The 25,703-nt window shown below is 58.5% G+C and carries 21 protein-coding genes and 6 pseudogenes; 9 read left to right on the forward strand and 18 right to left on the reverse strand.

The window, feature by feature from the left end:
* Positions 1-25 precede the first annotated feature (25 nt).
* Positions 26-826 (forward strand): phytanoyl-CoA dioxygenase family protein, encoded by an 801-nt coding sequence (locus ACFQAU_RS19530; protein WP_132446072.1) that lies wholly within the window; start codon positions 26-28, stop codon positions 824-826.
* A gap of 207 nt (positions 827-1,033) precedes the next feature.
* On the opposite strand, the pseudogene ACFQAU_RS19535 reads toward ACFQAU_RS19530, so the two are convergent.
* From ACFQAU_RS19535 to ACFQAU_RS19565, 7 genes and pseudogenes are all read right to left on the reverse strand, one after another.
* A pseudogene (locus tag ACFQAU_RS19535) lies at positions 1,034-1,732 on the reverse strand (alpha/beta hydrolase).
* Positions 1,733-1,944: 212 nt separating this feature from the next.
* Positions 1,945-3,562, reverse strand: a pseudogene (locus ACFQAU_RS19540) (ABC transporter ATP-binding protein).
* Positions 3,563-3,565: 3 nt separating this feature from the next.
* Positions 3,566-4,356: pseudogene (locus tag ACFQAU_RS19545) on the reverse strand (ABC transporter permease); the annotation flags it as partial.
* 33 nt (positions 4,357-4,389) lie between these two features.
* A complete protein-coding gene (locus ACFQAU_RS19550; RefSeq protein WP_132445948.1) occupies positions 4,390-5,346 on the reverse strand; it encodes an ABC transporter permease in 957 nt (318 codons plus the stop codon).
* A gap of 1 nt (position 5,347) precedes the next feature.
* Positions 5,348-6,853: a carnitine 3-dehydrogenase gene (locus ACFQAU_RS19555; RefSeq protein ID WP_132445945.1), complete on the reverse strand. Its 1,506-nt coding sequence runs from the start codon at positions 6,851-6,853 to the stop codon at positions 5,348-5,350.
* Between the two features lie 69 nt (positions 6,854-6,922).
* Positions 6,923-8,476, reverse strand: a complete 1,554-nt coding sequence (locus tag ACFQAU_RS19560) for an ABC transporter substrate-binding protein (RefSeq protein WP_132445942.1) — start codon at positions 8,474-8,476, stop codon at positions 6,923-6,925.
* A 49-nt stretch (positions 8,477-8,525) separates the two neighbouring features.
* Complete coding sequence (locus ACFQAU_RS19565; RefSeq protein ID WP_206054322.1) at positions 8,526-9,458, reverse strand: beta-keto acid cleavage family enzyme; 933 nt, start codon at positions 9,456-9,458, stop codon at positions 8,526-8,528.
* 52 nt (positions 9,459-9,510) lie between these two features.
* Here ACFQAU_RS19565 and ACFQAU_RS19570 point away from each other — a divergent pair, with 52 nt between their 5' ends.
* Positions 9,511-10,449: a GlxA family transcriptional regulator gene (locus ACFQAU_RS19570; protein ID WP_132445936.1), complete on the forward strand. Its 939-nt coding sequence runs from the start codon at positions 9,511-9,513 to the stop codon at positions 10,447-10,449.
* 158 nt (positions 10,450-10,607) lie between these two features.
* Here the strand turns inward: ACFQAU_RS19570 and ACFQAU_RS19575 are convergent, their stop codons facing one another.
* Genes ACFQAU_RS19575 through ACFQAU_RS19595 form a run of 5 tightly spaced genes read right to left on the reverse strand, consistent with a single transcriptional unit; the run spans position 10,608 to position 14,355 of the window.
* Positions 10,608-11,882, reverse strand: a complete 1,275-nt coding sequence (locus ACFQAU_RS19575) for a TRAP transporter large permease (protein WP_132445933.1) — start codon at positions 11,880-11,882, stop codon at positions 10,608-10,610.
* Entirely contained in the window at positions 11,879-12,361 is a 483-nt protein-coding gene (locus ACFQAU_RS19580; protein ID WP_240791640.1) for a TRAP transporter small permease, read from the reverse strand. The genes ACFQAU_RS19575 and ACFQAU_RS19580 overlap by 4 nt, the downstream gene beginning before the upstream one ends.
* Positions 12,362-12,404: 43 nt before the next feature.
* The gene (locus tag ACFQAU_RS19585) at positions 12,405-12,749 is read right to left on the reverse strand and encodes a type 2 periplasmic-binding domain-containing protein (RefSeq protein ID WP_386284780.1); all 345 of its coding nucleotides are present in this window, start codon (positions 12,747-12,749) and stop codon (positions 12,405-12,407) included.
* A complete protein-coding gene (gene dctP / locus ACFQAU_RS19590; protein ID WP_386284609.1) occupies positions 12,707-13,402 on the reverse strand; it encodes a TRAP transporter substrate-binding protein DctP in 696 nt (231 codons plus the stop codon). The genes ACFQAU_RS19585 and dctP overlap by 43 nt, the downstream gene beginning before the upstream one ends.
* A complete protein-coding gene (locus ACFQAU_RS19595) occupies positions 13,399-14,355 on the reverse strand; it encodes a PfkB family carbohydrate kinase (protein WP_132445921.1) in 957 nt (318 codons plus the stop codon). The genes dctP and ACFQAU_RS19595 overlap by 4 nt, the downstream gene beginning before the upstream one ends.
* An 81-nt stretch (positions 14,356-14,436) precedes the next feature.
* Between ACFQAU_RS19595 and ACFQAU_RS19600 the strand changes: the two genes are divergently transcribed.
* From ACFQAU_RS19600 to ACFQAU_RS19620, 5 genes and pseudogenes are all read left to right on the forward strand, one after another.
* The gene (locus tag ACFQAU_RS19600; protein WP_132445918.1) at positions 14,437-15,444 is read left to right on the forward strand and encodes an SIS domain-containing protein; all 1,008 of its coding nucleotides are present in this window, start codon (positions 14,437-14,439) and stop codon (positions 15,442-15,444) included.
* 10 nt (positions 15,445-15,454) lie between these two features.
* On the forward strand, positions 15,455-15,877 hold the full coding sequence (locus ACFQAU_RS19605) for a hypothetical protein (protein WP_386284627.1): 423 nt from the start codon (positions 15,455-15,457) through the stop codon (positions 15,875-15,877).
* Complete coding sequence (locus ACFQAU_RS19610) at positions 15,874-16,374, forward strand: ornithine cyclodeaminase family protein (protein WP_386284635.1); 501 nt, start codon at positions 15,874-15,876, stop codon at positions 16,372-16,374. The genes ACFQAU_RS19605 and ACFQAU_RS19610 overlap by 4 nt, the downstream gene beginning before the upstream one ends.
* 89 nt (positions 16,375-16,463) lie before the next feature.
* Positions 16,464-16,517, forward strand: a pseudogene (locus ACFQAU_RS19615) (hypothetical protein); the annotation flags it as partial.
* Between the two features lie 37 nt (positions 16,518-16,554).
* Positions 16,555-17,547 carry a LacI family DNA-binding transcriptional regulator gene (locus ACFQAU_RS19620; RefSeq protein WP_386284643.1) on the forward strand — a complete coding sequence of 331 codons (993 nt, stop codon included), beginning with the start codon at positions 16,555-16,557 and terminating at the stop codon, positions 17,545-17,547.
* Between the two features lie 247 nt (positions 17,548-17,794).
* Here ACFQAU_RS19620 and ACFQAU_RS19625 read toward each other — a convergent pair.
* From ACFQAU_RS19625 to ACFQAU_RS19650, 6 genes and pseudogenes are all read right to left on the reverse strand, one after another.
* Positions 17,795-18,265: pseudogene (locus tag ACFQAU_RS19625) on the reverse strand (DDE-type integrase/transposase/recombinase).
* 85 nt (positions 18,266-18,350) lie between these two features.
* A complete protein-coding gene (locus ACFQAU_RS19630) occupies positions 18,351-19,064 on the reverse strand; it encodes an IS6 family transposase (protein ID WP_132445909.1) in 714 nt (237 codons plus the stop codon).
* 75 nt (positions 19,065-19,139) lie between these two features.
* Positions 19,140-19,307 (reverse strand): annotated as a pseudogene (locus tag ACFQAU_RS19635) (integrase core domain-containing protein); the annotation flags it as partial.
* Positions 19,304-19,981, reverse strand: coding sequence for an AroM family protein (locus ACFQAU_RS19640; protein WP_132445906.1), 678 nt, complete (start codon positions 19,979-19,981; stop codon positions 19,304-19,306). The gene ACFQAU_RS19640 and the pseudogene ACFQAU_RS19635, both read right to left, overlap by 4 nt.
* Positions 19,978-21,534: a hydantoinase/oxoprolinase N-terminal domain-containing protein gene (locus ACFQAU_RS19645; protein WP_132445903.1), complete on the reverse strand. Its 1,557-nt coding sequence runs from the start codon at positions 21,532-21,534 to the stop codon at positions 19,978-19,980. The genes ACFQAU_RS19640 and ACFQAU_RS19645 overlap by 4 nt, the downstream gene beginning before the upstream one ends.
* The gene (locus ACFQAU_RS19650) at positions 21,531-22,652 is read right to left on the reverse strand and encodes a DUF917 domain-containing protein (RefSeq protein WP_132445900.1); all 1,122 of its coding nucleotides are present in this window, start codon (positions 22,650-22,652) and stop codon (positions 21,531-21,533) included. The genes ACFQAU_RS19645 and ACFQAU_RS19650 overlap by 4 nt, the downstream gene beginning before the upstream one ends.
* A 381-nt stretch (positions 22,653-23,033) precedes the next feature.
* Here ACFQAU_RS19650 and ACFQAU_RS19655 point away from each other — a divergent pair, with 381 nt between their 5' ends.
* Both ACFQAU_RS19655 and ACFQAU_RS19660 read left to right on the forward strand, forming a co-directional pair.
* Entirely contained in the window at positions 23,034-24,611 is a 1,578-nt protein-coding gene (locus ACFQAU_RS19655; protein ID WP_132445897.1) for an ABC transporter substrate-binding protein, read from the forward strand.
* 73 nt (positions 24,612-24,684) lie between these two features.
* Entirely contained in the window at positions 24,685-25,695 is a 1,011-nt protein-coding gene (locus ACFQAU_RS19660) for an ABC transporter permease subunit (protein WP_132445894.1), read from the forward strand.
* Positions 25,696-25,703: the final 8 nt, after the last annotated feature.

Genomic DNA, 25,703 nt, shown 5'->3' on the forward strand with positions numbered 1-25,703 from the left:
GTCCACCTTGAAAGAGGAGGCCGATATGAACCCATTGCTCACACAAGCGCAGATTGACGCATTCCAAAGAGACGGCGTTGTCCTTGTGAAAGGATTGTTCAAAGATCACGTCGAAACGATCCGCGCAGGAATAGAACGCAATATGTCCGAGCCCGGACCCTATGCCGCTGAAAACCTTAAAGAAGGTGAAGGCGGTCGATTTTTTGATGACTATTGCAACTGGACACGCATTCCTGAGTTCGAAGAGGTCATCCGCAACTCTCCCGCCGCCGAAGTCGCCGCTGACCTGATGGGATCGAACCAGGTTCAGGTGTTCCACGATCATGTTCTGGTGAAAGAACCGGGCACGTCGAAAGCGACGCCTTGGCATCAGGATGGCCCATATTACTTCGTCGATGGGATTCAAAACGTCAGTTTCTGGTCACCCATGGACCCGGTAAAGGGCAACAGCCTGCGCTGTGTTGCAGGCAGCCATGCTTGGGAGAAGCCAGTGCTGCCGACCCGTTGGCTCGCGGAAACCAGTTTCTACCCGGATGACGAAAAATACATGTCGGTTCCCGATCCAGATGCCGAGGGGATGGACGTCAAGGAATGGGAGATGGAGCCGGGCGATGCTGTCGCCTTTAACTACCACACCCTTCACGGTGCGCGAGGAAACACCACCGAAAACCGCCGCCGCGCATTCTCGCTTAGATTGGTTGGCGACGATGCACGCTATGTGGAGCGGCCCGGCCCGACATCTCCGCCGTTTCCCGGCCATGGTATGGCGCCCGGCCAAAAGCTGCGCGAGGATTGGTTTCCGACGATCTTCCAACGCCTGTCGTAAGACGGCGAACAAGTCTGAGGGCGAATTGGCGCATAGAACGGGGCAGCGATCCATGGGCCGCTGCCCCTGCACACAGGCATGAAAAAATAACCTGATGCTTGGATCAATTCAATGCTCAAGCGGGCATCCGCATACTGCGTTTGAGTGAGGCATCCTGTGATCGAAAGGTGTTTTTCCCGTTCGCTCTTTCTCGCGTCACCAGTTTCGTCAGCCAAACAGGAAAGCATTGATCCAAGTGCTAATCGCGCCAAAGCTCTCACTTGCGCGGGTACTGCAATGGCGCGCGCGTAGGTAGCCGTGGATCAGTTGCGGCTCATTGCGCCATTGGGCGGAAATACCTTCGGCCTGTAAGGCTTTGTGATAGGCCGGCCCATCGTCGCGCAGCGGGTCGACATCGGCCGTTACGATAAACGCCGGGGAGTCCCACGAAACTCTCAGCAACCAAAGGGGAAACTTCGGGATTGCTGCGGCGCAACCCCATGTCGCCGCCGGTCAGCATGCCCGCGTAGGTTTTCAAATCCTGCGTCCGCAACAAAGGAGCTTCGGCGTTTTCGATGTAGCTCGGCGCATCCATGTCGCCGCCTAGCCCCGGATAGATCAGCACCTGCGCCAAAGGCATCACCCCGCCCTTGCGGCGCATCCGAAAGCACAGCCCAGCCGAAAGGTTGCCCCCGCGCTGTCGCCAATCGCGATGCCCCGTCGGCCATCGCCGCTCTCAGCGTTCCAGACGGCGGCAACATCATCAATCTGCGCTGGAAACAGATGCTCCGGCGCGAGACGGTAATCGACAGAGACAACCTCGCACCCCGTCGCGACCGCCAGTTCGGCGCAGACGTCATCATGGCTATCGAGCCCGCCGACGACAAAGCCACCTCCGTGGGAATAGAGCAAAAAGGGCCGCGCCACAGCCCCTCAGGCGTGTAGCGGCGCACCGGCACACCAGCCACAACCTCATCGCGCACCGGCAGGCCCTCGGGTCGCGGCGCGCGGAAAACGGCGCACATGGCGTCATACATGCGGCGGTTTTCCTCGGCGGTGGCACCATTGGCTTCGGCAGGGTAGGCGGCTTCGGTATCCGCGATAAAGCGCAGTACTTCAGGGTCGGTAACTTGCATCAGTCAGGCCTCCTGTCGGGTCTTGATGGTATGATCGAGCCAGTCAGGGTCCATTTCCGGTACCGAACTGAGCAGCAATTTGGTGTAAGGGTGGTGCGGTGGGGTGAACATCTCGCCCTTCGGGCCTTGTTCCACGACCCGACCGTTTTGCATCACCACCACATAGTCTGCGATGGCGCGCACGGTGGCGAGGTCATGGGTAATGAACATATAGGCCAAGCCGCGCTCGTCTTGCAGCCGTTTCAACAGGCGCAGGATGCCTTCGGCCACCAATTGGTCGAGCGCGGAGGTAACTTCGTCACAGATGATGAATTTCGGCTCCGCCGCCAAGGCGCGGGCGATGCCGATACGCTGCTTTTGCCCGCCGGAAAGCGAGCCGGGATAGCGGTCGATGAACTCATCGGGGTCAAGCTCAATCGCGGTGAGCAGCTCGCGGATCTTTTCCTCCTGCGCGCGCCCGCGCAGGCCAAGGTAAAAGCGGATCGGGCGGCCAATGATCTCGCGAATGGTTTGCTTGGGGTTCATCGCGGTATCTGCCGATTGGTAGATCATCTGCACTTGACGCAGATGGTCCTTGCGACGCTGTGCCAGCCTTGGGGGCAGGGGTGTGCCGTCCAACTCAATCTGCCCCGCAATGGGCGGCAGCAACCCGGTGATCGCCCGCGCTGTGGTTGATTTACCCGAGCCGCTTTCGCCGACAACCGCCACGGTGCGTCCGGCATGAATGTCGAAACTCACATTCTCTAGCACCGGGGTGCCGTAGACATATTCTGCCGTCACGTCATGGACCCGCAGCACCGGGGTTGCGCCCTCGGGCACGGGGCGCTCTTTGGATTCGAAACTGCGCACGGCCCAAAGTGATTTGGAATAGTCCTCTTTCGGGTTTTTCAGCATGTCGCGGGTGGGCTGCTCTTCGACCTCTTCGCCGCGCAGTAGAATTTTGATGCGGTCGGCCATCTGCGCCACCACGGCGAGGTCGTGGGTGATGTAGATCGCGGCGGTGCCCAACTCGCGCACCGCATCGCGAATGGCGCGCAAGACTTCGATCTGGGTGGTCACATCCAGCGCCGTAGTCGGCTCGTCAAAGATGATCAGATCGGGTTTGCACGACATCGCCATCGCTGTCATGGCGCGTTGCAACTGCCCGCCAGAGACCTGATGCGGATAGCGAAAACCGATCTCGTCAGGGTTGGGCAGCCGCAGTTGGGCATAGAGGGTGCGGGCCTCTTGCGCCGCGTCCTGCTGCGATGTCAGCCCATGAATATCGGTCGGGCCTTCGCTGTACTGGTCGATCAGCCGATGCGCGGGGTTAAAGTTCGCCGCCGCCGATTGCGCGACATAGGCGATCCGCTTGCCACGCAGCCCGCGTTTGCGACGCTCGCTGAGGCCCAGCAGGTCCATCCCGTCAAAGGTGATCTCTCCCCCGAGATACGCGTGCCGTCGCGGGTGTAGCCCATCGCGGCCAGACCAAGGGTCGATTTGCCAGCGCCGGATTCACCAATCAGGCCCAGCACTTCGCCCCGCTTCAGCTCAAGGTCCACCCCTTGATGATGGGAAGCCATTGGTTCCCCTTGCGGCCTTCGATCTTGAGATCACGGATGGTTAAAAGCGGTTTGCTCATCTCTTAATCCTTCAGGCCAGAGGTGCGGTGAAGCATCCAGTCAACGACGAAATTGATCGCCACCGTCAGCAGCGCGATGGCAGCGGCAGGCAGCAGGGGGTGATGTCGCCAAAGGTGATCAGCGCGGCATTGTCGCGCACCATCGAGCCCCAGTCGGCGGTGGGCGGCTGAATCCCGAGCCCCAGAAACGACAGCGCCGAGATTGCCAGAAAGACAAAGCAGAAGCGCAGACCGAATTCGGCCACCAGCGGAGCCATGATATTGGGCAAGATCTCGCGCCGAATGAGCCACCACATACCTTCGCCGCGCAGCCTTGCAGCTTCGACAAAATCCATCACCACCACATCCATCGCCACTGCGCGCGACAGGCGGAAAACCCGCGTCATCTCCAGCACCGCGATGACGAGGATCAGCGTCAGGATCGACGTGCCGAAGATGGAGAGCAACAGCAGCGCAAACAGCAGCGAGGGGATCGAGATCAACATGTCCACCAGACGCGACAGGATTTGATCGGTCCAGCCCCCGACCACTGCCGCAAACAGCCCAAGCAGCGCGCCAGAGAAAAAGGCGATCGCGGTGGTGGCGAGGGCGATGCCAATGGAATTGCGCGCGCCCCAGATCAGCCGCGACAGCATGTCCCGCCCAAGGTTGTCGGTGCCCAGCAAATAGGCGCCTCCGGGCGGCTCGAATTCCATGCCGACGATCTCAGTCTCGGCAAATGGGGCGAGTTGCCCGGCGAAAATGGCCGTGAAGGCATAAACCACGATCACAATAATACCGAAAATGGCCGTGAGCGTGACGGAAGCACCGTTATAAAGTCTCATGGATTACTTCCTGTGCATCAAGCGGGGGTTGGTGGCGATGGCCAGCACATCCGCGCCGAGGTTGAGAAGAATGTAGATGCTCGCAAAGATCAGACAGCTTGCCTGCACCACCGGGATGTCGCGTTTGGCGACGGAATCGACCATCAACTGGCCGAGCCCGGGAAAGACAAAGACGACCTCCACAATGACGACGCCGGTGATCAGATAGGCAAGGTTCAGCGCCACCACATTGATGATCGGCGCCAGCGCATTGGGCAGCGCATGGCGCAGGATCACCCGCAGGGGCGAGGCGCCCTTGAGACGCGCCATTTCGATATAGGGCTGCGCCAGTAGGTTAATGATTGCTGCCCGCGTCATGCGCATCATATGGGCAGTCACCACAAGCACCAGCGTAAGCGTCGGCAGGAACGTGCGGTATAGCATTTCACCCAAGCCCGCGTTGCTGCCAAAATCCGAGATCGACGGAAAAATGCCCCAACGGATCGACAGAAACAGCATCAGGATATAAGCGACGAAATATTCAGGAAATGAGATCGACGAGAGCGTAAAGATATTGACTCCTCGGTCGAACCAGCTGCCCCGGTAGAGGGCGGCCAGAAGTCCCAGCCCCACAGCCAGCGGCACCGAGATAACTGCCGCATAAATCGCAAGAAAGAGGGTGTTGCCAAGCCGCGCTGCAAGCAGGTCCGAGATTGGCCGGTTATTGGCAAGTGATTGGCCAAAGTCGCCACGCAGCATGCCCCCGAGCCATTCGAGATAGCGCGCATAGGCCGGTTGATCGAGACCCAATTCTTGCCGAAAAGCGGCTACGGTCTCGGGGGTGGCGGATTGACCAAGTACCTCTTCGGCAAGATCGCCGGGCAATAGTTCAATTGCCATAAAAATAAACAGAGAAATCGCAAACAACGTCAACAGCCCAAGAGCCAAACGGTGCAGGATCATGCGGGCGAGCGGATGCATGTCAGGTGACCTCCGGATCAGGCCAACCGATATCGCGGATCGGACGGCCCGCGTGCTCAGGCACCTCAAGCTCGCTTTGGCCCGGCGACAGGGCCGAAAGCCTTTCGGTCAGGGGTGCCGCCATCGGGCTTGCGCGGCCCGCCGTCGTGTCGACATGCATCAGCATATGCTCGGCGGTGGCTTGTACCTGTCCGGCCTCATCGACCATTTCGTGATGCAGGCGGATGCGCTTGGCGTCATGGCCCAGCACGCTGGTCCTCACCAACAGCCGCGTGTTTACTTTGGTTTCCGCAAGATGGCGAATGTGGGTCTCTACCGTATAGACCGAGCGGCCCGCGCTGCGATAGGCGTCGTCCATGCCGATATGGCCCAAGAATGCGTCAGTGGCATCGCCAAAAACCTGAAGATACCGGAATTCGGTCATGTGGCCATTGTAGTCGAGCCATTCACCCGGCACGCGTGTCTCATGCAGAACCATCGGCGCAGTGTAGTCTGGATCGGTTGCACTGGCGCTGGCTTTGGCACGTTCAAAGAAGCGGTCTTCCATCTCGCGAAGGGTTTCGCCAGCGCCCCAATCGTTGGCCCGAAGGGCTTGCAGGATACCGATCAAGTTGTCATCACGGATACGCTCCAATTCACGGATCGAATGCTGCCCGGATTGCGCGTCCGATTGGTCGCCAATCTTGCTCGCCAACGCGTCTGTCATTTCTGGCACGTCCATCAGTTTGGTCCAGGGCCATTTCAACGCGGGGCCAAATTGCTCGATGAAATGCTTCATCCCGGCTTCGCCACCGGCAATCCGATAGGTCTCAAACAGACCCATCTGCGCCCAGCGAAGACCAAAACCAAATCGGATGACATCATCAATCTCTTCGGTCGTGGCCACATCGTCATGCACCAGCCAAAGCGCTTCGCGCCAGACGGCTTCGAGCAGCCGGTCCCCGATATGCGCGTCGACTTCGTTGCGGATGCGGACAGGTTTCAGCCCGGTCTCGCGCTGGATTTCGGCGGCGCGGTCAAGCGCTGCCTCTGTATTCGCGGGGGAGCCCACGATCTCGACCAGCGGAACTAAATAAACGGGATTGAACGGATGCGCCACAAACAGCCGTTCGGGGTGGGCCATACCCTCTTGCAATTGCGAAGGACGAAAGCCCGAGGTGGAGGAGCCGATCAGCGCATCACGGGGCGCGGCGGCTTCGATGGCGGCGATGACAGTATGCTTCAGGTCGAGCCGCTCCGGTACGCTTTCCTGAATATAGTCGGCATCGCTCACCGCCTCGGCGAGCGTGTCGTGAAAGGTCAGCCGCCCCTCGGGGCAAAGCGGGGCCATCATCATGCGGCGATAAGCGCGGCGGGCGTTCTCAAGCACTTCATCGACAATGCGCCGCGCGTCGGGGTGGGGATCATGCACCGCCACGTCGATGCCGTTGAGCAGGAACCGAGCGATCCAGCCACCACCAATGACGCCGCCGCCGATACAGGCGGCCTTTGAAATCCGTTGAGACATTGAGAAGCCCTTATTCGTCGTAAGTAAAAGGCTCTGCCACGGGGGAGGGCGCGGCAGAGCAGGGGGTGATCAAACGTCCGTCAACCACCAGCGTTCAATGGCTTTCCAGCCATCAAGATACCGGTTCGCCGCAACCTCGCCATGAGCCACTCGATCGTTTTTGCCGTCGATGTAATTGCCGAACATCGGAATGATCGACCCGCCATCATCCCTGCAAAGGCGTTGCATATCAGCGTACATTTCGGCCCGGCGGTTCTCATCCAATTCAGTCCGCGCTTGGATCAACAGGCTGTTGAACTCGTCGTTCTGCCAATTCGTTTCGTTCCACGCCGCGCCTGACGCATAGACGAGGCTGAACATCCAGTCCGATGTCGGACGCCCGTTCCAATAGCCCATGAAAAGCGGCTCTTTCATCCAGACGTTCGACCAATAGCCGTCAGAAGGCCGGGTGTTTACCTCCAGATTGATCCCTGCTTTGGCAGCGCTTTGCTGGAACAAAACGGCGGCATCCACCGCCCCCGCGTAAGCCCCATCCGATGTCGCCAGCGTCACATCAAGATTGTCTAGTCCGGCTTTCTTGAGGTGGAACTTCGCCTTATCAGGGTCATAGGTCCTCTGCTCTAAATCGGCGGCGTGGAACCGTTGCGAGGGGGCGATCGGATGGTCGTTACCAAGGCTGCCGTGGCCCCGCAGCACTTTATCGAGCATTTCTTGACGGTTCACCGCATGTTTTAGTGCCAAGCGGACGTTTACATCGTCAAACGGCGCTTTGTTGCACTGCATCGCAATGGGGAAATGCGAGGTGCCGGTCACTTCGACGGTTTGCACATTAGGGCGGCGCTTGAGCATATGCACGGTCTTGGTTGGTACGGCATTGATGATATCAACCTCGCCCGTGACCAGCGCATTCTGTCGCGCTGTCGGATCGTTAATGGTGAGGATTGTCACCTCATCAAACCAAGCGCGGTCAGATTTGAAATAGTCATCGCGGCGCTTCAGCCGCATGCGCACGCCGGGTTCGAACTCTTCAAGTGTATAGCCGCCGGTGCCCACGCCCGACTGCCAGTCGAGCTTGCCCTCGCCATCTGCGGGCATGATCCAAAGGTGATAATCCGCGGTGACGAAGGGGAAATCGGCGTTGCCGCTGTCAAGTTCGAACACCACGACATTGTCGCCATCGGCGCGGATTTCCTTGACCTGTTTTAGCAGTTCCTTGGCGCCGGATTTCGTGTCTTCGCCCCGGTGGTGATCGAAGGAGGCAATCACATCCCGCGCCGTCACCGGCTTGCCGGTGGAGAAATTGGCCTTGCGGAGCCGGAAGGTCCAGGTCGCCGCATCGGCGCTGGCCTCGAAGCTCTCCGCCAGTTCGGGCTGCGCCTTGCCTGCGGCGTCGACCTCGACCAGCGTATTGCAGACCGCAAGCATGCCAAGCGCCACCACGCCGCCATAGGTGGTGGCCGGGTCGAGCGTGTCGGAGGTGGCGCCGCCCGAGCTGCCCACACGCACACTGCCGCCGCGTTTCGGAGCAGGCTGGGCCAGCGCCGCGGGGGCGAGGCCCAACGCCAGCGCGGCGGCGGAACTTGTCCGCAGGAACCCACGGCGGTCGAGGTTGGATATCGTCATCGAAAATCTCCCTAACTGATGGCGCTTTGCGCCTGTTGTTGCGCCGGACTTACCAGCGTTTCTTAAGGTTCAACTTGCTGCGCACTTCGGCCGGGGTCAGCAGGTTGACGTTCATCGCAGAGAGCATCGTCGCGGCCCGGTCCACCAGATCGCCGTTCGACGCGGGCACGCCCCTGTCCAGCCAGATGTTGTCCTCAAGCCCGACGCGCACATTGCCGCCCGCCAGCACCGCTTGCGCGGCAAAGGGCAGTTGCATCCGCCCGATGGAGAACATCGAATAGCACCAGCCTTCGGGAATGTTGTTCACCATCGCCATGACGGAATTGAGATCGTTCGGCGCGCCGTAGGGGATGCCCATGCAAAGCTGAACCAAGACCGGATCGTCGATTAAGCCTTCGTCAACCAGCGTTTTGGCTAGCCAAAGGTGGCCCAGATCAAAGACTTCGATCTCTGGCTTCACGCCCGCCGCTTGAATCCGCTGCGCCATGGTGCGCAGGGTGCCGGGCGTGTTGGTCATGACATAATCGGCTTCGGCAAAGTTCATCGTGCCGCAATCGAGCGTGCAGATTTCCGGCAGCAGGTCTTCCACATGGACCAGGCGCTCCGTTGCACCGATCAGATCGGTGGCTTCCTCGTTCAGCGGCAGGGGCGCTTCGGCGGAGCCAAGGACGATGTCCCCGCCCATGCCTGCGGTCAGGTTCAGTACCACATCGGTCCCACTGTCGCGCACCCGTGCCACGACTTCGCGGTAAAGCGCTGTATCACGCGAAGGCGTCCCAGTTTCAGGGTCTCTGACATGAACATGGGCGATGGCCGCGCCCGCTTTCGCGGCTTCCACGCAGGCGGCCGCGATTTCCGCTGGCGTGACAGGAATTTTATCGCTTTTGGTATGGCTCTGTCCTGAACCTGTCACCGCACAGGTGATGAATGTATCCCAGTTCACGTTGTCGCCTCCGTTCGCGTGATGTCTCGATACGGCCATATTAGGAAATAAACGACTTCTATCTTGGCAGGATCGGCCATATTCTTTGCATATGTCGCCAGAACGCCCTTTTCAGTTAACCTTCCTACCTTTCGACGGTTTCTCCAACATGGTGCTGGCCAGCGCCGTCGAACCCCTGCGCGCAGCCTGTGACATTTCCGGCAATGCGCTGTTTCGGTGGCAGGTGGCCACCCTAGGCGGCCAATCAGTGCGCAGCTCGTCCGGGATGCAGCTGCGCGCCGATACCGCGCTGGAAGAGATTGAGCGGGCGGATGCGCTTGTCATCGTGGCGGGATATGGGGTGAGAGAACAGGCCGAGCCACCACAGGTCCGCGCCGCCATGCGCACGGCGGCGCGACGGGCCGACAGTCTGATGGGTCTCGATATGGGGGCGTGGATCATGGCTGCTTCTGGCTTGCTGCATGGGCGGCGCGCCACTGTGCATTGGTATGAGTTAGACGCCTTTGCCGAAACCTTTTTGCAGGTCGATGTGGTAGCCGACAGCTATGTGGTTGACCGCGACAGGCAAAGCGCGGGCAGCGCCACTTCGGCCATGAGCCTGATCCTTGAGCTGATTCGAGACCGAGCCGGGGATGCGCTGGCACACGATGTGAGCACTTTGTTTGTTTACGACACGGCCGAGGCACGACGCGCTGACAGCGGTGCGCTTTCGCCGCGCTTGGGCCGGGCGGTACGCTGGATGCTGAAGTACATCGAAGAACCGTTGCCGCTGGCTGCGGTATCAATGCATGCAGGGGTGTCACTGCGGTCTCTTGATCGTATGTTCCATCGCGAGCTGGGTGTTTCCGCCGGAGAATACTATCGCCGCCTGCGCCTGACCCAAGCGCGCAGTCTTGCGATAGAAACTAGCATGCCCACTCACGAGATTGCAGCCCGTACGGGCTTTGGTTCCGCAGCCACGCTTGCTCGCGCATTCAAAGTGCAGTTTGGCAGCACAATCAGCGAGTTGCGCCGCGGTACGCGGGTGTAGCGGAGGCTTTGGCGTCAAGATCGCGGTCAACCCCGGCCTGACGCAGCATACAATGAAGCGGTTGCCGCGCGACCGCATAAAAGTGGAAAGCCAGTTCCGAATAGCCCGATGATTGCACCTGTCGGGGGTATACCGTTGCTGCCTAAACTAGCGCTGCTCTAAAACAACAAGTTTGGTAGGAAAGTTACCAGTGGCGGGACGAAGGTCAACAACAGCAAAACTCCGATCAGGCTCGCAAGAAATGGCAGGAACTCTTTGGTAAATTCTTCGATTGAGCACCGGGTGATCGAACAGACTGTATAGAGCACTGTACCCACAGGCGGCGTGATAGAGCCGATCGTCGTGTTGAATACAAGGACGATTCCGAAATGTACCGGATCGATGCCTAAGGTCCGTGTGACTTCAATCAGGATCGGCACCAGGATCACCATAAGGGCGAGCCCTTCCAGCATCGTGCCGAGCACCAAAAGCAGGACATTGAGGATTAATAAGACCACATATTTATTGTCAGAAATGGTGAGCAGTCCGGACAGCAGAGCCTGTGGCACTTGTTCCAAGGCCAAAACCAGAGAAAACACGGCGGCTGAGGCTACAATAAACAAGACATTCGCTGTGGTCAGAGCGGATTCACGTAGTAGGTCATAGGTCTCAGACAAGCCGAAGCCGCGATAGATGAATATACCTACGAGAAAGGCATAGAGTGCAGCAATGGCGCCAAGTTCGGTTGGGGTGAACCAACCGCCGCGCAGACCGATAATTAGAAGGACTGGCATGGCGAGAGCCCAAAGGGCTGCGCGCGCACGGGTCGCAATCTGGCGGGCAGGTAACCGTTCTTCGCGTTCAGGTTTATACCCACGTCGTTTTGCGACGTAGCGAACGGTTAATAGAAGTGCTGCAGTGATGATCATGGCGGGAATAACGCCGCCGATGAACAGTCGGCCAATGGAAGTTTCCGTGAGTAGACCATAAACGATCAACCCAATTGAAGGAGGCATGATCGGCGCGATGGCGCCCGAGGCCGCGCTGACGACTGAGGCGAAGCCATTGGAATATCCTCGCTCGCGCATAATTGGTGCGATCGTGCGCGCGTCAATCGCTGCATCGGCGTTAGAAGAGCCAGACATCGCCCCCAAAAACAATGAGTTCATTACTGCGACCTGGGCTAGTCCGCCATGCCAGTGTCCAACCAACCCGTCTGCAAAATCATAGAGCCGTCTGGCGATCCCGCCTCGCGCCATGGCAGCGCCAGCAACGATAAAGAAAGGTACGGCCAGCAAAGGAAAGCTTTCGAGAGAGGAGGCCATACGTTGGGCCACCGTGCTGGCCATCATGGGGTTCAAGGCAAAATAGAACACCGAAGCGCCAAGAATGACGAAAGCGATTGGAACGCCAAGTATTAACAATAGGATGAAAACAATGCCAGAAACAATCATTCGCCGCGTCTCCGCCAAAGAATAACGATATGTAACAGCTGTGCCGCGATGATTGCCCCCATGGCAAAAGCCAGCCCAGCAGAAACAATCCATTTTGGCCATCCGAGCGCCAAAAAGGTTGTAAAGCGCGCGGTCGCGACTTGCGCTGTGGCTGCATGGAGTACGGCTCCGGATATAGCGATCACCAACAGATGAGACAGCAAAAGAGCAGGACGCTCAAACGCGCGCGGCAGGCGGGAAATGAAGTAATCGACGCCGAACATCTGTTTGTTCAATGCGGCGCCGATAATGCCAAAGAATACCACGCCGGAAAAGCACACGATGGCGAGTTCATTGGCAGTTTGAAACCCTTCACGTAAAATCGTGCGGGAAATCACGTTTGCGCTGACTACAATTAGCACGCCCGCCAGAAGCAAGGTCGGGATCACTTCGCCAATCAGGCGTAAAAGGGCTCGCAGAAGGGGTTCTATGGCACTCACCTTTAGAAGCGGGCTCCGGCGCGCAAAGCGCCGGAGAGAATTATTAACTGGTCGCTGCAGTGCGGATTCTGTCAAAAAGACCTTCGGGCAGGTCTTCAAAGAAGCTTGCGGTGGCAGCCCGATAGGCATCAAGGTCGGGATCATGGAAAGTAACGCCGGCGGCTTCAAATTCCTTACGGATCTCGTTTTCTTGCGCGATTGATTGTTCTGTGAGTTGTTGTCCGCCGCGTCGGAACTCCTCAATCATGATTGCACGGTCATCTTCTGACAGAGCCTGAAATGCCTTTTCCGATGTGATCCACCCGAGGAATAGGTTGAAGTGGCCAGTGAGGGTGATCTCTTTAACTACTTCATACCAGCGGTTAGCACGCAGCCCGGTGAGGGGGATTCGCCTGCGGTGACTACGCCTTGAGACAGGGCGGAATAGGCCTCGGCAGCCTCAACGGTCGTCGCAACGACCCCCATAGGCTCGAATGTATTAAGCCAGGTTTCCAAAGGCGGAACACGCATTTTGACGCCGTCGAGATCCGATGGGCTGACATAGGGTTTAGTGCCGATCATATGGCGAGCGCCATCGAACCAGTTCAGTGCTAGTACACGCAGGCCAGCAGTCTGCGCCAACTGGTCATAGTAGCCCTGCATCAAATCAGAACTTGCAAGGCGCTGTGCTTCTTCAGCATTGCTGACGATGAAGGGGCCTTCGACGGCTGCCAGATCTGGTACGCCGAATTGGGACAAGAAGCTGGCTGACGCATAGGCGATGGTGGGTTGACCCTGGCTTGCCTGTTCAATCGTATCGGTGGTAGTGCCCAACTGGGCGCTCGGGAACATCTGAAACGTCACGCGACCTTCAGTGCGTTCCTGAATGCGTTTGCCTGTCTCTTCTGCAAGTGTGTTTGATAAGGCCGTGGGGGCGTTCACCGAAGCAATGCGGAAGTTTGCAGCTTGGGCCAGAGCGGATGTGGCAGCCATGCCGAGCGGCAAGCTGGCCAACATCGCAAGAGCATGGCGGCGGCTCAAAGTGTTCATTGGGTTTGTCATAGGGTCCTCCTCTTTATGGATTGTTTTGCCGGGGCGCTCTTATTGGCGTTGCGCTGCATAGCCCGGGCCGCCAGTTTGGCGGCATGCGCATGGACGTTGCTGATTGGCATTGCGTGGGTGCCGTCGATCTCAATTGGTGCCGGATGCCCAAACCCGCCGCGTTGTGCGCAGGTCTCGGCTGCCGTTTGCGCCGCGGCATTCATAAGGGATTGTGGTGGCTCTTTGCGCAGAAGCCCGACGAGAGTGCGTGCGATGAAGCTGTCGCCTGCGCCTAGTGTGTCGATCACGTTGGCTGCGATCGGTTGGGCAGAAACCTCGGTATCAGGGCCAAACAGAACAGCGCCTTTTTCGCCGCGTGTGATCAGGCACCATGTTGCACCCTGAGCGCGGACCTGAGTTTGCAAGGAGATGACGTCAGCGTCGCTCAACTCTCCACCTGACAGGTTGGCAAGATAGCAATAAGGGGCGACTTGAGCGATATAGTCAGGGGTCATTTGATCCGCGAAGTCAAAGGAAAGTTGGCTTCGGTTCGCGAAGGCTGACAAATAAGGCACCACATGGGACGATCGGCCGGTGTGCACGACATGAGCGTTTGCGATCATCTGCAAATCCTCCGGCTCAGGCGCGATAATGGAAACGCCAAGATCGGCGGAAAGAAATTCTCGTTCGCCGATGGAAGAATTGCGGATCATGCAATGCGCACTGCGCCCAGCCACCGACCGCAGACGTGAAATATCGACACCCTCTGCGCGTAGCGTTGCACGCATATGGTCTCCTGCGGGATCATTACCCATCGCGCCAATGTATGCTGCATCGGCACCTGCGCGGCGCGCAAAGACCGCGACATTCAATGCATTGCCCCCAGGATACATCAGGCCAGCGGGCTCATAGCAATCCACATCATTGTCGCCAAAAGCAATCAGCCGAGGGGAGGTTGCGTTTTCAGTTTTCATGTGAGAACGTTCACACAATCCCGCTCGCGCTGTCAAGCGATACGCCTATCAGGCCAAATTTCAGACAATGGACCTTGCCGAATGACCGAAACCTTTCTTCCGCACCCCGACGTTGCCGCGGCCTTAAAAGCACTTGATGGTCGCAAGACAGACCATGTTTTCTTTGTGGCCTGCGGTGGCTCTCTATCGATCATGTATCCGGCGAAGTTCATGTTGGATCAGCTGTCGAACAGCTTGCCATCGGACGTTTACAACGCCGCCGAGTTCACCCACCGCGCCCCAAAGCGGCTGACCTCGAATTCGGTCGTGATCTTATGCTCAATGACGGGCACAACCGCAGAAACCGTCGCGGCGGCCGCTTTCGCACGCAAAGCGGGCGCATTGACCATTTCACTGAGCGTTGAGCCCCAAAGCCCACTGGGCCAAGGGAGTGACCACTTGGTGTCTTTTGAGGCTCCCTATACGACTGGCGTGCCAATTGATGCGAAGAACAGCAATTACGCGCGCATCTATCAAATCGTATTAGGATTGGTGCAGCGCTATGATGGTGTGGAGCGTATGGGGGCCTTGATGCGTAGCCTTGATGCCCTTCAGAGCGTCATCGACAAAGCACAGGAGGTTTTGGCCCCTCGGTTTGATCAATACGCGCCACATTTTGCCAAGCAAGATGTTATCTACACCATGGCCAGCGGTGCAAGCTACGGAGCAGCATATTCTTACGCCAATTGTGTTCTAATGGAAATGCAGTGGATTAACAGCTATCCGATCCATGCCAATGAATTTTTCCACGGTGCTTTTGAGGTTCTCGACAAGAAACGCTGCTATATCTTGATGAAAGGCTTGGACGATACCCGCCCGCTCGAAGACCGCGCGGAAGCATTCTTGCTACGTTTTGGCTCTCCAGAAAACATCCTTGTGGTCGACGCGACTAAGTTCGACTTTGCCGGTGTTGATGAGATGTTTCGTGGCGCGCTGGCACCCTTAGTGTTCTTCGATACGCTGTGGCGTTTTGCTTACCGTCTGGCGGACCTGCGTAAACATGAGATGATGGAAGCGCGGCGCTATATGAAAAAGCTCAATGACTATTGAGGAGAGCCGAATGCGCTTTGCCGATGCCGAAACGGTTCACCATAATTTGGACTACACTTATTTGATGGATGCCTTGCAAGCGGCTCATAGAGATGCACCGCCCACAGCAGAGCATATGGTCTGCGACGAGCCTGAGGGAGGAGAAAATCTCTTTGTGACGCTGGTGGGGTGGAGGCGCGCCGGAGGTATTGCAGTTAAAATGGTCGGGGTGTTTCCGGAAAACCTGTCCCTTGAGCCGCCACAAGCTTCTGTTCAGGGGCTTGTAGCATTGTTTGATCCTTTCACAGGTGCCCCACAGCTGGTGGCTGATGGGGAAGCGATGACCTTCCGCAAGACTGCAGCTGATTCCGGTTTGGGCGCGCGGCTTTTGTCACGTGAAGACAGTGAGACATTGCTTGTGGTGGGGGCAGGGGGCTCGCGCCCCACGTTGTGAAAGCGCATCTTGCTGCACGTCCCTCGCTGCGGAAAATCCGGGTCTGGAACCGAACCCAAGAGCGCGCGGAAGCGCTGATAGAACAGCTTAATATGCCAGATTTGGATCTGAGGGTGGCGCATGATTTAGACAGCGCTGTGTCAGATGCTGATATCATCTCTTGTGTGACTATGGCTCAAGAGCCTCTGGTGAAGGGCGAGCTTTTGAAGCCCGGTACGCATCTTGATCTTGTTGGCGCCTATCGACCCGACATGCGGGAAGCCAATGATGCTGCCATGGCGAGAGGCACTCTCTTTGTCGATTGTCGCGATGGGATGAAAGGGAGTGGTGAGCTTTCCCGGCCTGTAGATGGAGGCGTGATCACTTGGGAGGATATCAAAGCTGATCTCTACGAATTGGTTCAAGGTCACCACCCTGGTCGGCAAACTGAAGAAGAGATCACCGTGTTCAAGAATGTCGGTGGGGGCACCTTGACCTGTTTACCGCGATCGCTTTGAAGCACCGCTTAGAGTGAGATGTAGACAATGCGTGTGCATGTCCGTCAACTTAGATTAGCTAGACGGTATCGTTTGCGAGCAAGGATTATATGAAGGCCCGAAAAGTCACCATAGTTGAGGTCGCGAAAGGGGCGGGCGTCAGCACTGCAACAGCTAGTCGTGTGCTCGGCAAGTATGGCTATGCCGGGGGAGACCAAAGAACGGGTGCTTGCTGTTGCGACGAAGCTTGGCTACCAGCCAAACAAAATCGCCCGGGGGCTGATCACAGGTCGGACCCGGACAATTGGGGTCATTGCGGGTGACATTTCTAGCCCCTTTTATGCTGCTGTCCTGCGCGGAATTTCGGATGTCGTGGAAGGCCATGGTCTTGGTATGTTGATCACCAACAGCGACGAGACGCTTGATCGTGAAGTTGCAGCGACCAAACTGCTTCGAGAAAATCAGGTCGATGGGCTGATCGTTTCGCCCTGTGACGTTGCTGACTCCCCGCATCTGCGTGAAGCCGTGAAAGCAGGTATGCCAATGGCTCTGATCGACCGAAAGGTAAGGGGACTGCTCGTAGACACAGTGGCCGTGGAAAACGTTCAAAGTTCGCGAGATGCTGTAAGGCGTCTTTTGATGGCAGGCCATCGCCGGGTGGGAATTATCGCAGAATTAGCAACCGATGAAACCCGGCTGAAGGACTTCTTAGCAGCTGCTAAAAATCAGCCTCCCGAGGGGCTGCAGCTGCTCTCTACGAGCTGGCAGCGCCTCGCAGGATATTTAGAGGCGCATCGCGCATTTGGGTTGGAGGTTGACCCTAACTTAATCTTGGCAGTGAATGGGCACTCTGCGCTCGCGGCACAAAACGCAGCGTTGGTGGCATTAACTAAAAACCCGCGGCCGACTGCATTGTTTTGTGCAGATGGCTTGATGTCGGTGGGGACTATGGCCACGATTTCCGCCAAAGGGCTTCAGGTTCCAAGTGACCTTTCGATGATTTGCTTCGATGATCTCGACTGGATGACATTTGTTGGTCCTGGCATTGATGCGATCGCGCAGCCAAGGCGCAGGCTTGGACGAGCAGCGGCGCGTCTTTTGCTCGCGCGAATTGGTGAGGCACAAGGTGCGCCGCGCGACATTCGGCTTTCGCCTCGGATGATCGAACGGGGATCACTAAGGTCAATTCGCTAAATGATGTCGTAGTGTTGATTGTCACTGATAACCCCGGGAGCGCGGACGAAAAGTTGGGATTTTTTGGAGATAGTCCATGTATCGCTACGAAGAGCGAATGCGCGCGGTTAAGCTTTAGGGATGAATGTCGGCGACTTTAGCTATTCCGCGGATGGCCTTTTGGAAACGATCTTTACAAAGACGGTACTGTTTAAATGCGGCTTGTGCCGCCCATGAAAGGGTTTGGTCGGCACCTGCCTCACGCCCGTCAGGCGGTCATTTCGAGCGTGTAGTCATTCCAAAGGTCGAAAGCAAAGGATCCGGCTTGGCGGTACGATGTGGCTAAGAGACGATAGCGGCGGGCACGAAAGATTGTGCTGATCTGGTCAAGAGCCGCCAGAAATCTCTGCTCCTGCCTAGGTGACTTAAACCGCCCCATAAGTTTCTCTCGCTTTCGGGTCGATCGATGCGATCCTCCCATCGGGTTGTTAAAGCGCTTGTGCGCGCGATGCTCCGCGTCTGTTGCCAGATCACAGATCGGTTAGAAATAGCTGCGCAATTTGTCCGTGATCACGGCACGAGGTTCACCGAACCGGGCGATTAGCCTTGCAAGGAAACGCCTTGTAGCTTTGGCATTCCGCTGTGGCCGAACGAGAATATCAAGCACGCTGCCGTTCACGCCGACAGCGCGCCAGAGCCAGTATTTTCTGGCGATGACCGTGACCTCGGAGAGAACCATGACTCCGGACGGACATATCGCACCCCCCTTGACATGGCATCGTCAACTTATCGGATCTTGCTGAAAAGGAGCCACACCGCCCTGGTCAAGCGGCCATCAACACATATGTGATGTCGTCCCAAATGCTGTGAGCATCTGAGCGAGATTGTCGATAGGCAGGGGCGGACAGTTTGTGGCGGCGAGGGCGAAATACGGTTTGGACCTGATCGTGGACAGACAAAAAGAGCTGTGCTTGGCCGGGCGATTTGAAGCGGGCCATAATCTTTTCTCGGCGCCGCGTCGGTCGATGTGAGCCTTCTGATCTGTTGTTTAAGCCCTTATGCCTGCGGTGGTCGATGCTAGGCGCGAGGTTTTTCAAAGCCGCACTATAGCTGCCGAGCTTGTCCGTGATCACAACGCGCGGTCGCCCATATTGCTTGAATAGCTTGCGGAAAAAGCGTTTCGCTGCGCGCGTGTTACGCCGAGATTGAACCAGAATATCAAGAGCGTCACCATTGCTGTCGATCGCCCGCCAAAGCCAGAATTTGCGCCCGCGGACAGGAATGACCACTTCATCAAGGTGCCATTTATCAGACGGCGCAGGCCGATCCCGCCGGATGGACGCGGCATACTTTGTACCAAATTTGCCAACCCACTTCCGGATCGTCTCATAGCTCACGATGATGCCGCGCGCCGCAAGTAGATCCTCGACATCGCGCAGGCTCAAGGAAAACCGAAAATAAGACCAAACCGCATATGCAATGATCTCAGGCGGGAAACGGTGGCCTTTGAAGGCACCGGAATGTTTGGCTTTTGTCATGTCGGTCGGTACGATTTCAGGTCACGCCCCGCAAGTTGACGATGCCTTCCGCTGACCTGCTCCCCGATGAGTCGGCTAATTTAGGTTAGCTCTGTTCAGGTTTTGGCCCTCTTCTGACCGGTTAGCATATTCTGCTGGCGTCAGGCTAGCGAGGCTTGTGTGTGGGCGGTTATGGTTGAAGTCGGTGCGCCATGCCGCGATCAACTGGCGGGCATGGCGGAGATTGTCGAACCGCTCGTTCATAACCCGCCAAGTTCAGCCGCGAAACGGGCGCAGACCGATACGGCCAATAGGCTCTGACAGCCATGGATGGTGCATGCAAGGTCGCGGGCGTGGCTCGTATAGCTGATACAGTCATGAACCACGAGATCGGGTGCATGTCCGGCCATCTCGCGCGCTGCTGCGGCGATAGTGTTGTCGTCTGCGTCCGGCGCCAGAGCCACGGTAACGCATTCTCGACCCGGCCGCTCCCAGCGATTGCGGCATTCCGCGGCCTGCGCGGCCATCGGAATGAAAACGCCGAGCCGTCCTTTTCCTGGCAGGCAGCCATCGACCGCCCCGGCCATTAGGTCCGAGGCAAAATGCACGCCCGGCGTCGCCAATGTGGGGAACTTGCCGGTGCAGCAAACCACCGAGACCGCGGCGCCGATCTCGTTTAAGTCGGCAAGGCGCTGTGCCATGCCTTCGGTGACAGCGGCCTTGCTGATCAAGACCGACCGACCGTCGGGCAGCGTGGTGTAAAGCGTATCCGCGTCCCCAATCGGAGGGACGGCAGCGATGCCTGCCTCGTTCAGATGGTCCAGCGCACCCATGACGCACAGCTTGGCCCGATCGCCGATCACCTGAGCGAACTGCGCCTGCAGGTCGGGGCGCGGCGACTGCCCTATTACCAGCAAGCCGACCAGCGAGCGAGTCATGCCGACACCGTGCCTTTCAGTGCGGCGGCATCTCCGACGACCCTCACCCGGGTGCGGATCGCCCGGCCTGGCAGGTAGGAAAGCGGCAGGTCCTCGACCTCGATTACCTTGATCGAATCCTTGTCGGCCCCGGCCTCGATCGCCGCGGCAATTGCATCGGCGCGCGCGGCGGCAATAGCATCGTCCCGCTCCATGTCGCGATAGATGCGATCGGTTTCGCCCGAAATCTGCGCCATCGCGGCACCGACCGCATTTGCGACGCCGTTGTGCTCGACATGCACGACCTTCGATATGCCGGGCATGGTTTCGGGAATTAACATCGCACCGCCCCCGGCGGCCAGCAGTGGAATCTCGGTGGCGTCTGTCTTCATCCGGTCAACCGCCTCGGCGATCCGGTCGTGCATCACCGCCAATGCCCTGCTGACGAAATCTGCGGACAAGCCTGCGACGCGCGACTTGTCACCGATGTCGATCAGCCCCGCCGCGACGGCGATGTCGGTCGCGGTCACCTGCTCGCCGCCAAAGACCAGTGCCTCTTGCCCCAGCCGGTAGCCGACCGATTCCGGGCCCACGCTCAGCGGATCTCGCGTCACCTTTGTGCCACCGCCAAGTGCGACGGACAGAAGATCCGGCATTCGGAACAGCGTACGCACGCCGCCGACCTCGACCACGTTGTTCGCTTCGCGCGGGAAGCCGTTAACGAGGCAACCGACATCCGCGGTCGTGCCACCTACGTCGCAGACCACCGCGTCCTCAATCCCCGCCAACAACGCTGCGCCGCGCATCGAGTTAGTGGGACCGGACGCAAATGAGAACACAGGATATTCGCGCGCCGCGTCGGCTTTAACCACGGTGCCGTCGTTCTGGGTGATGAACAGCTGCGCCTCGATCCCGCTGTCTCTAACCGCATCGACAAAGGCGCGGGTCGTCTCGCGAGCCAGCCCGATCAACGACGCGTTCATCAAAGCTACGTTCTCGCGTTCCAGCAGGCCGATCCGGCCAAGTGTCGAGGACATGGTGACATGTACATCGGGCGCCTCGTTCCTGACGATTTCGGCGGCGCGTTCCTCGCATTCCGCGGTCAGCGGCGAGAATGTAGCTGAGATTGCGACCGCCGGAATGCCATCCGCAGCGATCTTGCGTGCGGCCTCGGCGACGGCGCGTTCATTCATTGGCACGAGCGGGCGGCCATCGTATTCGTGCCCGCCCTCGACCAAATAGACACCGCCATTGACCTTGGCGGCCAGATCGCGCGGCCAATCGCAGAATGGCACTAGGCTGGCCGAAGCCGGCAGCGCTATGCGGATCGCTGCGGCGCGGCCTAGATTGCGCCGCTCGACGACCGCATTGGTGAAATGGGTCGTCCCAATCATTACGGCGATGGTGTCCTGCGCCGCATCGCCCGCCTGCGCCAGCAGGTCGTTCAGCGCGGTGCGTACGCCCGATGTCACATCGGCGGTGGTGAACGTCTTAACCGATGCCAGCACCCGGTCGCCATCCAGAAGGGCCGCATCCGTGTTCGTGCCGCCGACATCGATACCGATACGCTTCATGTCCATGACTCCTCAAAAACCGATTTGAAATCCAGATCGAACCCAAAGGCTCGAGGACCGACAGCCGCAATTCCCTGGTCGGTTAGGAACACGGCAGGTGCCGGCAGAGCCAGCACGCTGACCCGCTGGCCAAAGCGCAGGACATCGGTGCCGATCCCCTCCCCTGAAACGCTGTCGAGCAGACAGATCAGATCAGGTGTCATCACCACCGGTTCGCCATTCAGATAGGCGACCGAAAACTCATTCTGGAAATGCACGACCATCTCGTGACCTGCGAAATCGTGCAGTCCCTCGATCACCGCCTTGCCGCGCAGGAACCCTTCGGTGGCGCGCCTATCGACATCGACGACCTTTCCCTGGAACATCCTCTTGCCGCTGGCAGCCGACAGAACCGCCTCGATCGGGTCGGTATGGGCGGCACGGGCCTCAATCACCCTGCTGCCAAGTGCGATGGCGTTTGACACGGAATATAGAACTCCGTGCTGCTTAATCTCGGCTCCGGTGCGGGGCGCCTTGCAAGTAGCGGCGACCGATCCGATTTCGGTGCAGGCCTTACGGCTGATCCGCTCCATCCAGCGCCAGGATGCGGCGCGCGGGATTATGATTTCGTTATCTCGGATATCGGCCATCGTCAGCGGATAGCAACGCAGGCCCGCCACCGCCACCGACGTCATCTGCGCCTCCGGATAGGCGCGGCCCATGGTGTCGGCATCAACGACTGGATAGCCCGTCAGCGCCGCTATCTGCATTGGATGCATGCCGTTGCCGCCGCCAATCTCGAGCGACATAATCGCGTCGAATTTGCGGCCCATGTGCTCTTCCATCATTCGCACGGGTTTCAGCGCGAATTCCGGGTCTGCCAGCCGTTCCTGCCCGACCAGAGGGGCGCCCATGTTCGACACGACGGCGATCACCGCGTCATCGTTCAACGTCATCGGATCGATCAACGTGACCTCGCGGCCCGCCTCGTAGAGGATACGCATGTTCAGCAGCTTGTGATACGGATCGCCGCCGCCGCCGGTGCCGAGGATCCAGGCACCGACTGCAAGCGCCTCGATGTCATCGGCTGACAGAATCCGGCTTGTCTGGCTGGGTGCCCTTTGGGTCTGAGTGGTCATCACGTGTCCTTTCGCACCGGGCCGCCCCGCGCGGACGCGCAAGGAGGTGCCGGCCTTCGGTTGGCCTTTGGCACTGATTACCTTCGTCCACCGGGTGGTTCGCAAATAGCAATTGCGTATGGATCCTATGCGCCGCGCCTATCCCGCAGTCCGGTCGCGACGACGGATCGGGCTGGGATGCCATCGCAGGCATCGAATCCACCCCGCAAGCCTAAATTTCCCGGCACGCGCATAGTTTTCACAAATGTCCGCTATCAGGAATCACTCTTTTTCCTCTGCTCCCGCATCTGAATTGATGGAAAGGCACAAAGCCTGTCCGTCAGAAGGATGGAGGCATTGCCACCGCCCGTTCCGGGCGGGGCGACAGCGGGGAGATGAACTATGAAATTCTGGAAGATAACTTCGGCACTGGCCCTATCGCTCGGAGTCGCATTGAGCGCCCCGGCCGGGGCTGTGGAGAAACGCGATGGCAAGTTCTGGATGGTTCTCGGCGGCCGCCAGCCTGTATCGCACGTAGATCCGGGTCAGGCCTATGACTACGCCGTCCGGATGATGACCCAGGCGTTGTATGACGGCCTGGTCAAGTACTCGGGCGACCCGCCGAAGGTGGAACCGTGGCTTGCGACTGACTGGACCACGTCCGATGATGGGCTTGTCTGGACCTTCAACCTCGCCCCAGAGGCGAGGTTCAACAACGGTGATCCGGTAACGGCAGATGCGGTCGTCTACTCCTACCAGAGGGTGCTTAAGTTGAACGAAGGCGCTGCCTGGATGCTGTCTGACGTGCTAAGCGCGGAAAACATCAAGGCCTTGGACGAACATACCGTCGAATTCACGCTGGACCGGCCTTATGCCCCGTTCCTGTCCTTTCTGCCATGGTGGTTTATCGTCAACCCGGCCGAGGTCGAGACGCATGTGACTGATGAAGATTACGGCAAGGCATGGCTTTCGGAAAATGCGGCTGGCTCCGGTCCTTACACGCTCGAGAAATTCGACCAAGGAACGGCCTACTGGCTCAAGCGGAACCCCAACTACTGGAAGGGCTTTCCCTATGATGACGAAAAAATGGGCGGGGTTATCTATCGGCTGATCCGCGAAACCTCGTCGCAGCGCGCGGCGCTGCTTTCGGGCGAGGCGGACATGGTGACCGACCTGACGCCGGAAGAGCTCGATATCGTCGGCCAGCGGCCCGACATCAATGTGTCATCAACTCCTGCGCTGACGTCCTTTGGGATCAAGATGAATACCCAAGGGCAATACATGTCGGACATCAATCTGCGCAAGGCCGTCGCCTACGCGTTTGACTACGAAACGTTCGTGCAGGTTTATAACGGTAACGCGACGCTGCAGACATCGGCATTCACCGACGCGATCAAGGGCAAGGTCGAGATCGATATGCCGCGCAAGGATATGGAAAAGGCCCGCGAATACCTGTCGAAATCGCAGTGGCCGGATGGTGGGATCACGCTGGAATACGTTTATGTCCAGGGTCTGGAACAACAGCGCCAGATGGGGCTCGCCCTACTGAACAGCCTGCGCGAGCTGAACATCGAGCTCGAGATGACACCGCTGACTTGGCCGAATATGGTTGCACGCGCGGCTGACGCGGGCGAAAGCCCTGATCTGATGAGTATTTTCACCACGCCGGTGTCGACCGACCCGGATGCGGTCGCGGTCCAGTATCATCCGTCCTCGCAGGGCAAATACTATGGCTCGCACTTCCTTGAGGACGACGAACTGATCGAGATGATCGAAAAAGCCCGCAAACTGTCCGATTGGGACGAACGCGCGCCGATCTATGCAGAGATCCAGCAACGGATTGTGGACCTGCAGCCGGAGATTTTCGGTATGATGCGTCAGCGCATGTTCGCCTACAAAACCTACGTCAAGGGATACGAGGACAGCCCAATCCGCATGACCAGCGAGGTGGATATCTACCCTCTCTATATCCAACCCTGACCCTTTCGGGGTGGGCAGAAAGGGCGCTGCTGAGTCGGCGGCGCCCTTAATCACACGACAACCGGTAGTGCCAATGCAACGATTGATCCTTAAACGACTAGGCCTGATGGTAGTCATGCTTCTGGGGCTGGCGGTTATTACGTTTACCGTCGCGAACATCGCGCCGGGCGATCCAGCGCGGCTGGCCGCGGGGCCTGATGCGTCACCGGATATGGTCGAGAAAATCCGCGTCGAGCGCGGTTTTGACCGCGCATTGCCGGTGCGCTTCGGGCTTTATCTTGGGCAACTCGCACAGGGCGATCTGGGCACATCCGTCTATACCGGACGTCCGGTTGCGCAGGATATCGCTGTATTCCTGCCCGCAACGATCGAACTGGTCCTCTTCTCGATTTTGATCGCCGTGGTCCTTGGTGTGCCATTTGGTGTGCTAGCAGCGGTTTGGCAGAACCGCCTGCCCGACCACGCAATACGGTTCCTTTCCGTTTCGGGTGTCGCCCTGCCGATGTTCTGGCTTGGGCTGATGCTGCAATGGTATCTATCGCTCGAACTGGGGTTGTTCCCGCTTGGCGGGCGGCTCGGAATCTTCGACGATGTGCCGACTACGATTACCGGAATGATATCGATCGACGCGCTACTAGTCGGCGATCCGGCGACTGCCGGAACGGCGCTGATGCACATGGTCCTACCTGCGACCGCGCTCAGCTTTCCGGCGTTGGCAGCGATTATCCGGGTCAATCGCGCCGAGATGCTGGAGGTGTTGGGCCGCGACTACGTTGTGAATGCCCGGGCGCAAGGCATTGGGCCGTTCCGGATCATCGCGATCTATGCATTGAAAAACGCCATCCTGCCGACGCTGGCGATGATCGGGCTGCGGTTCGGATGGATGCTGGGTGGCACCGTGCTGGTCGAAAGCGTGTTCGACTTTCCGGGCATCGGGCTCTATGCCGCCAAGGCCGCCATTTCTTCCGATTTCGAGCCGATCATGGCCGTGACACTGATCCTCGGTGCCGCATTCATGCTGACCAACCTGCTGATCGATCTGATGTACGCGTTGCTCGATCCGCGCGTACGCAACCAGATATGAGGAGACGG

It is taken from the genome of Sulfitobacter profundi, assembly GCF_042661425.1.
Classification (GTDB): Bacteria; Pseudomonadota; Alphaproteobacteria; order Rhodobacterales; family Rhodobacteraceae; genus Sulfitobacter; species Sulfitobacter profundi.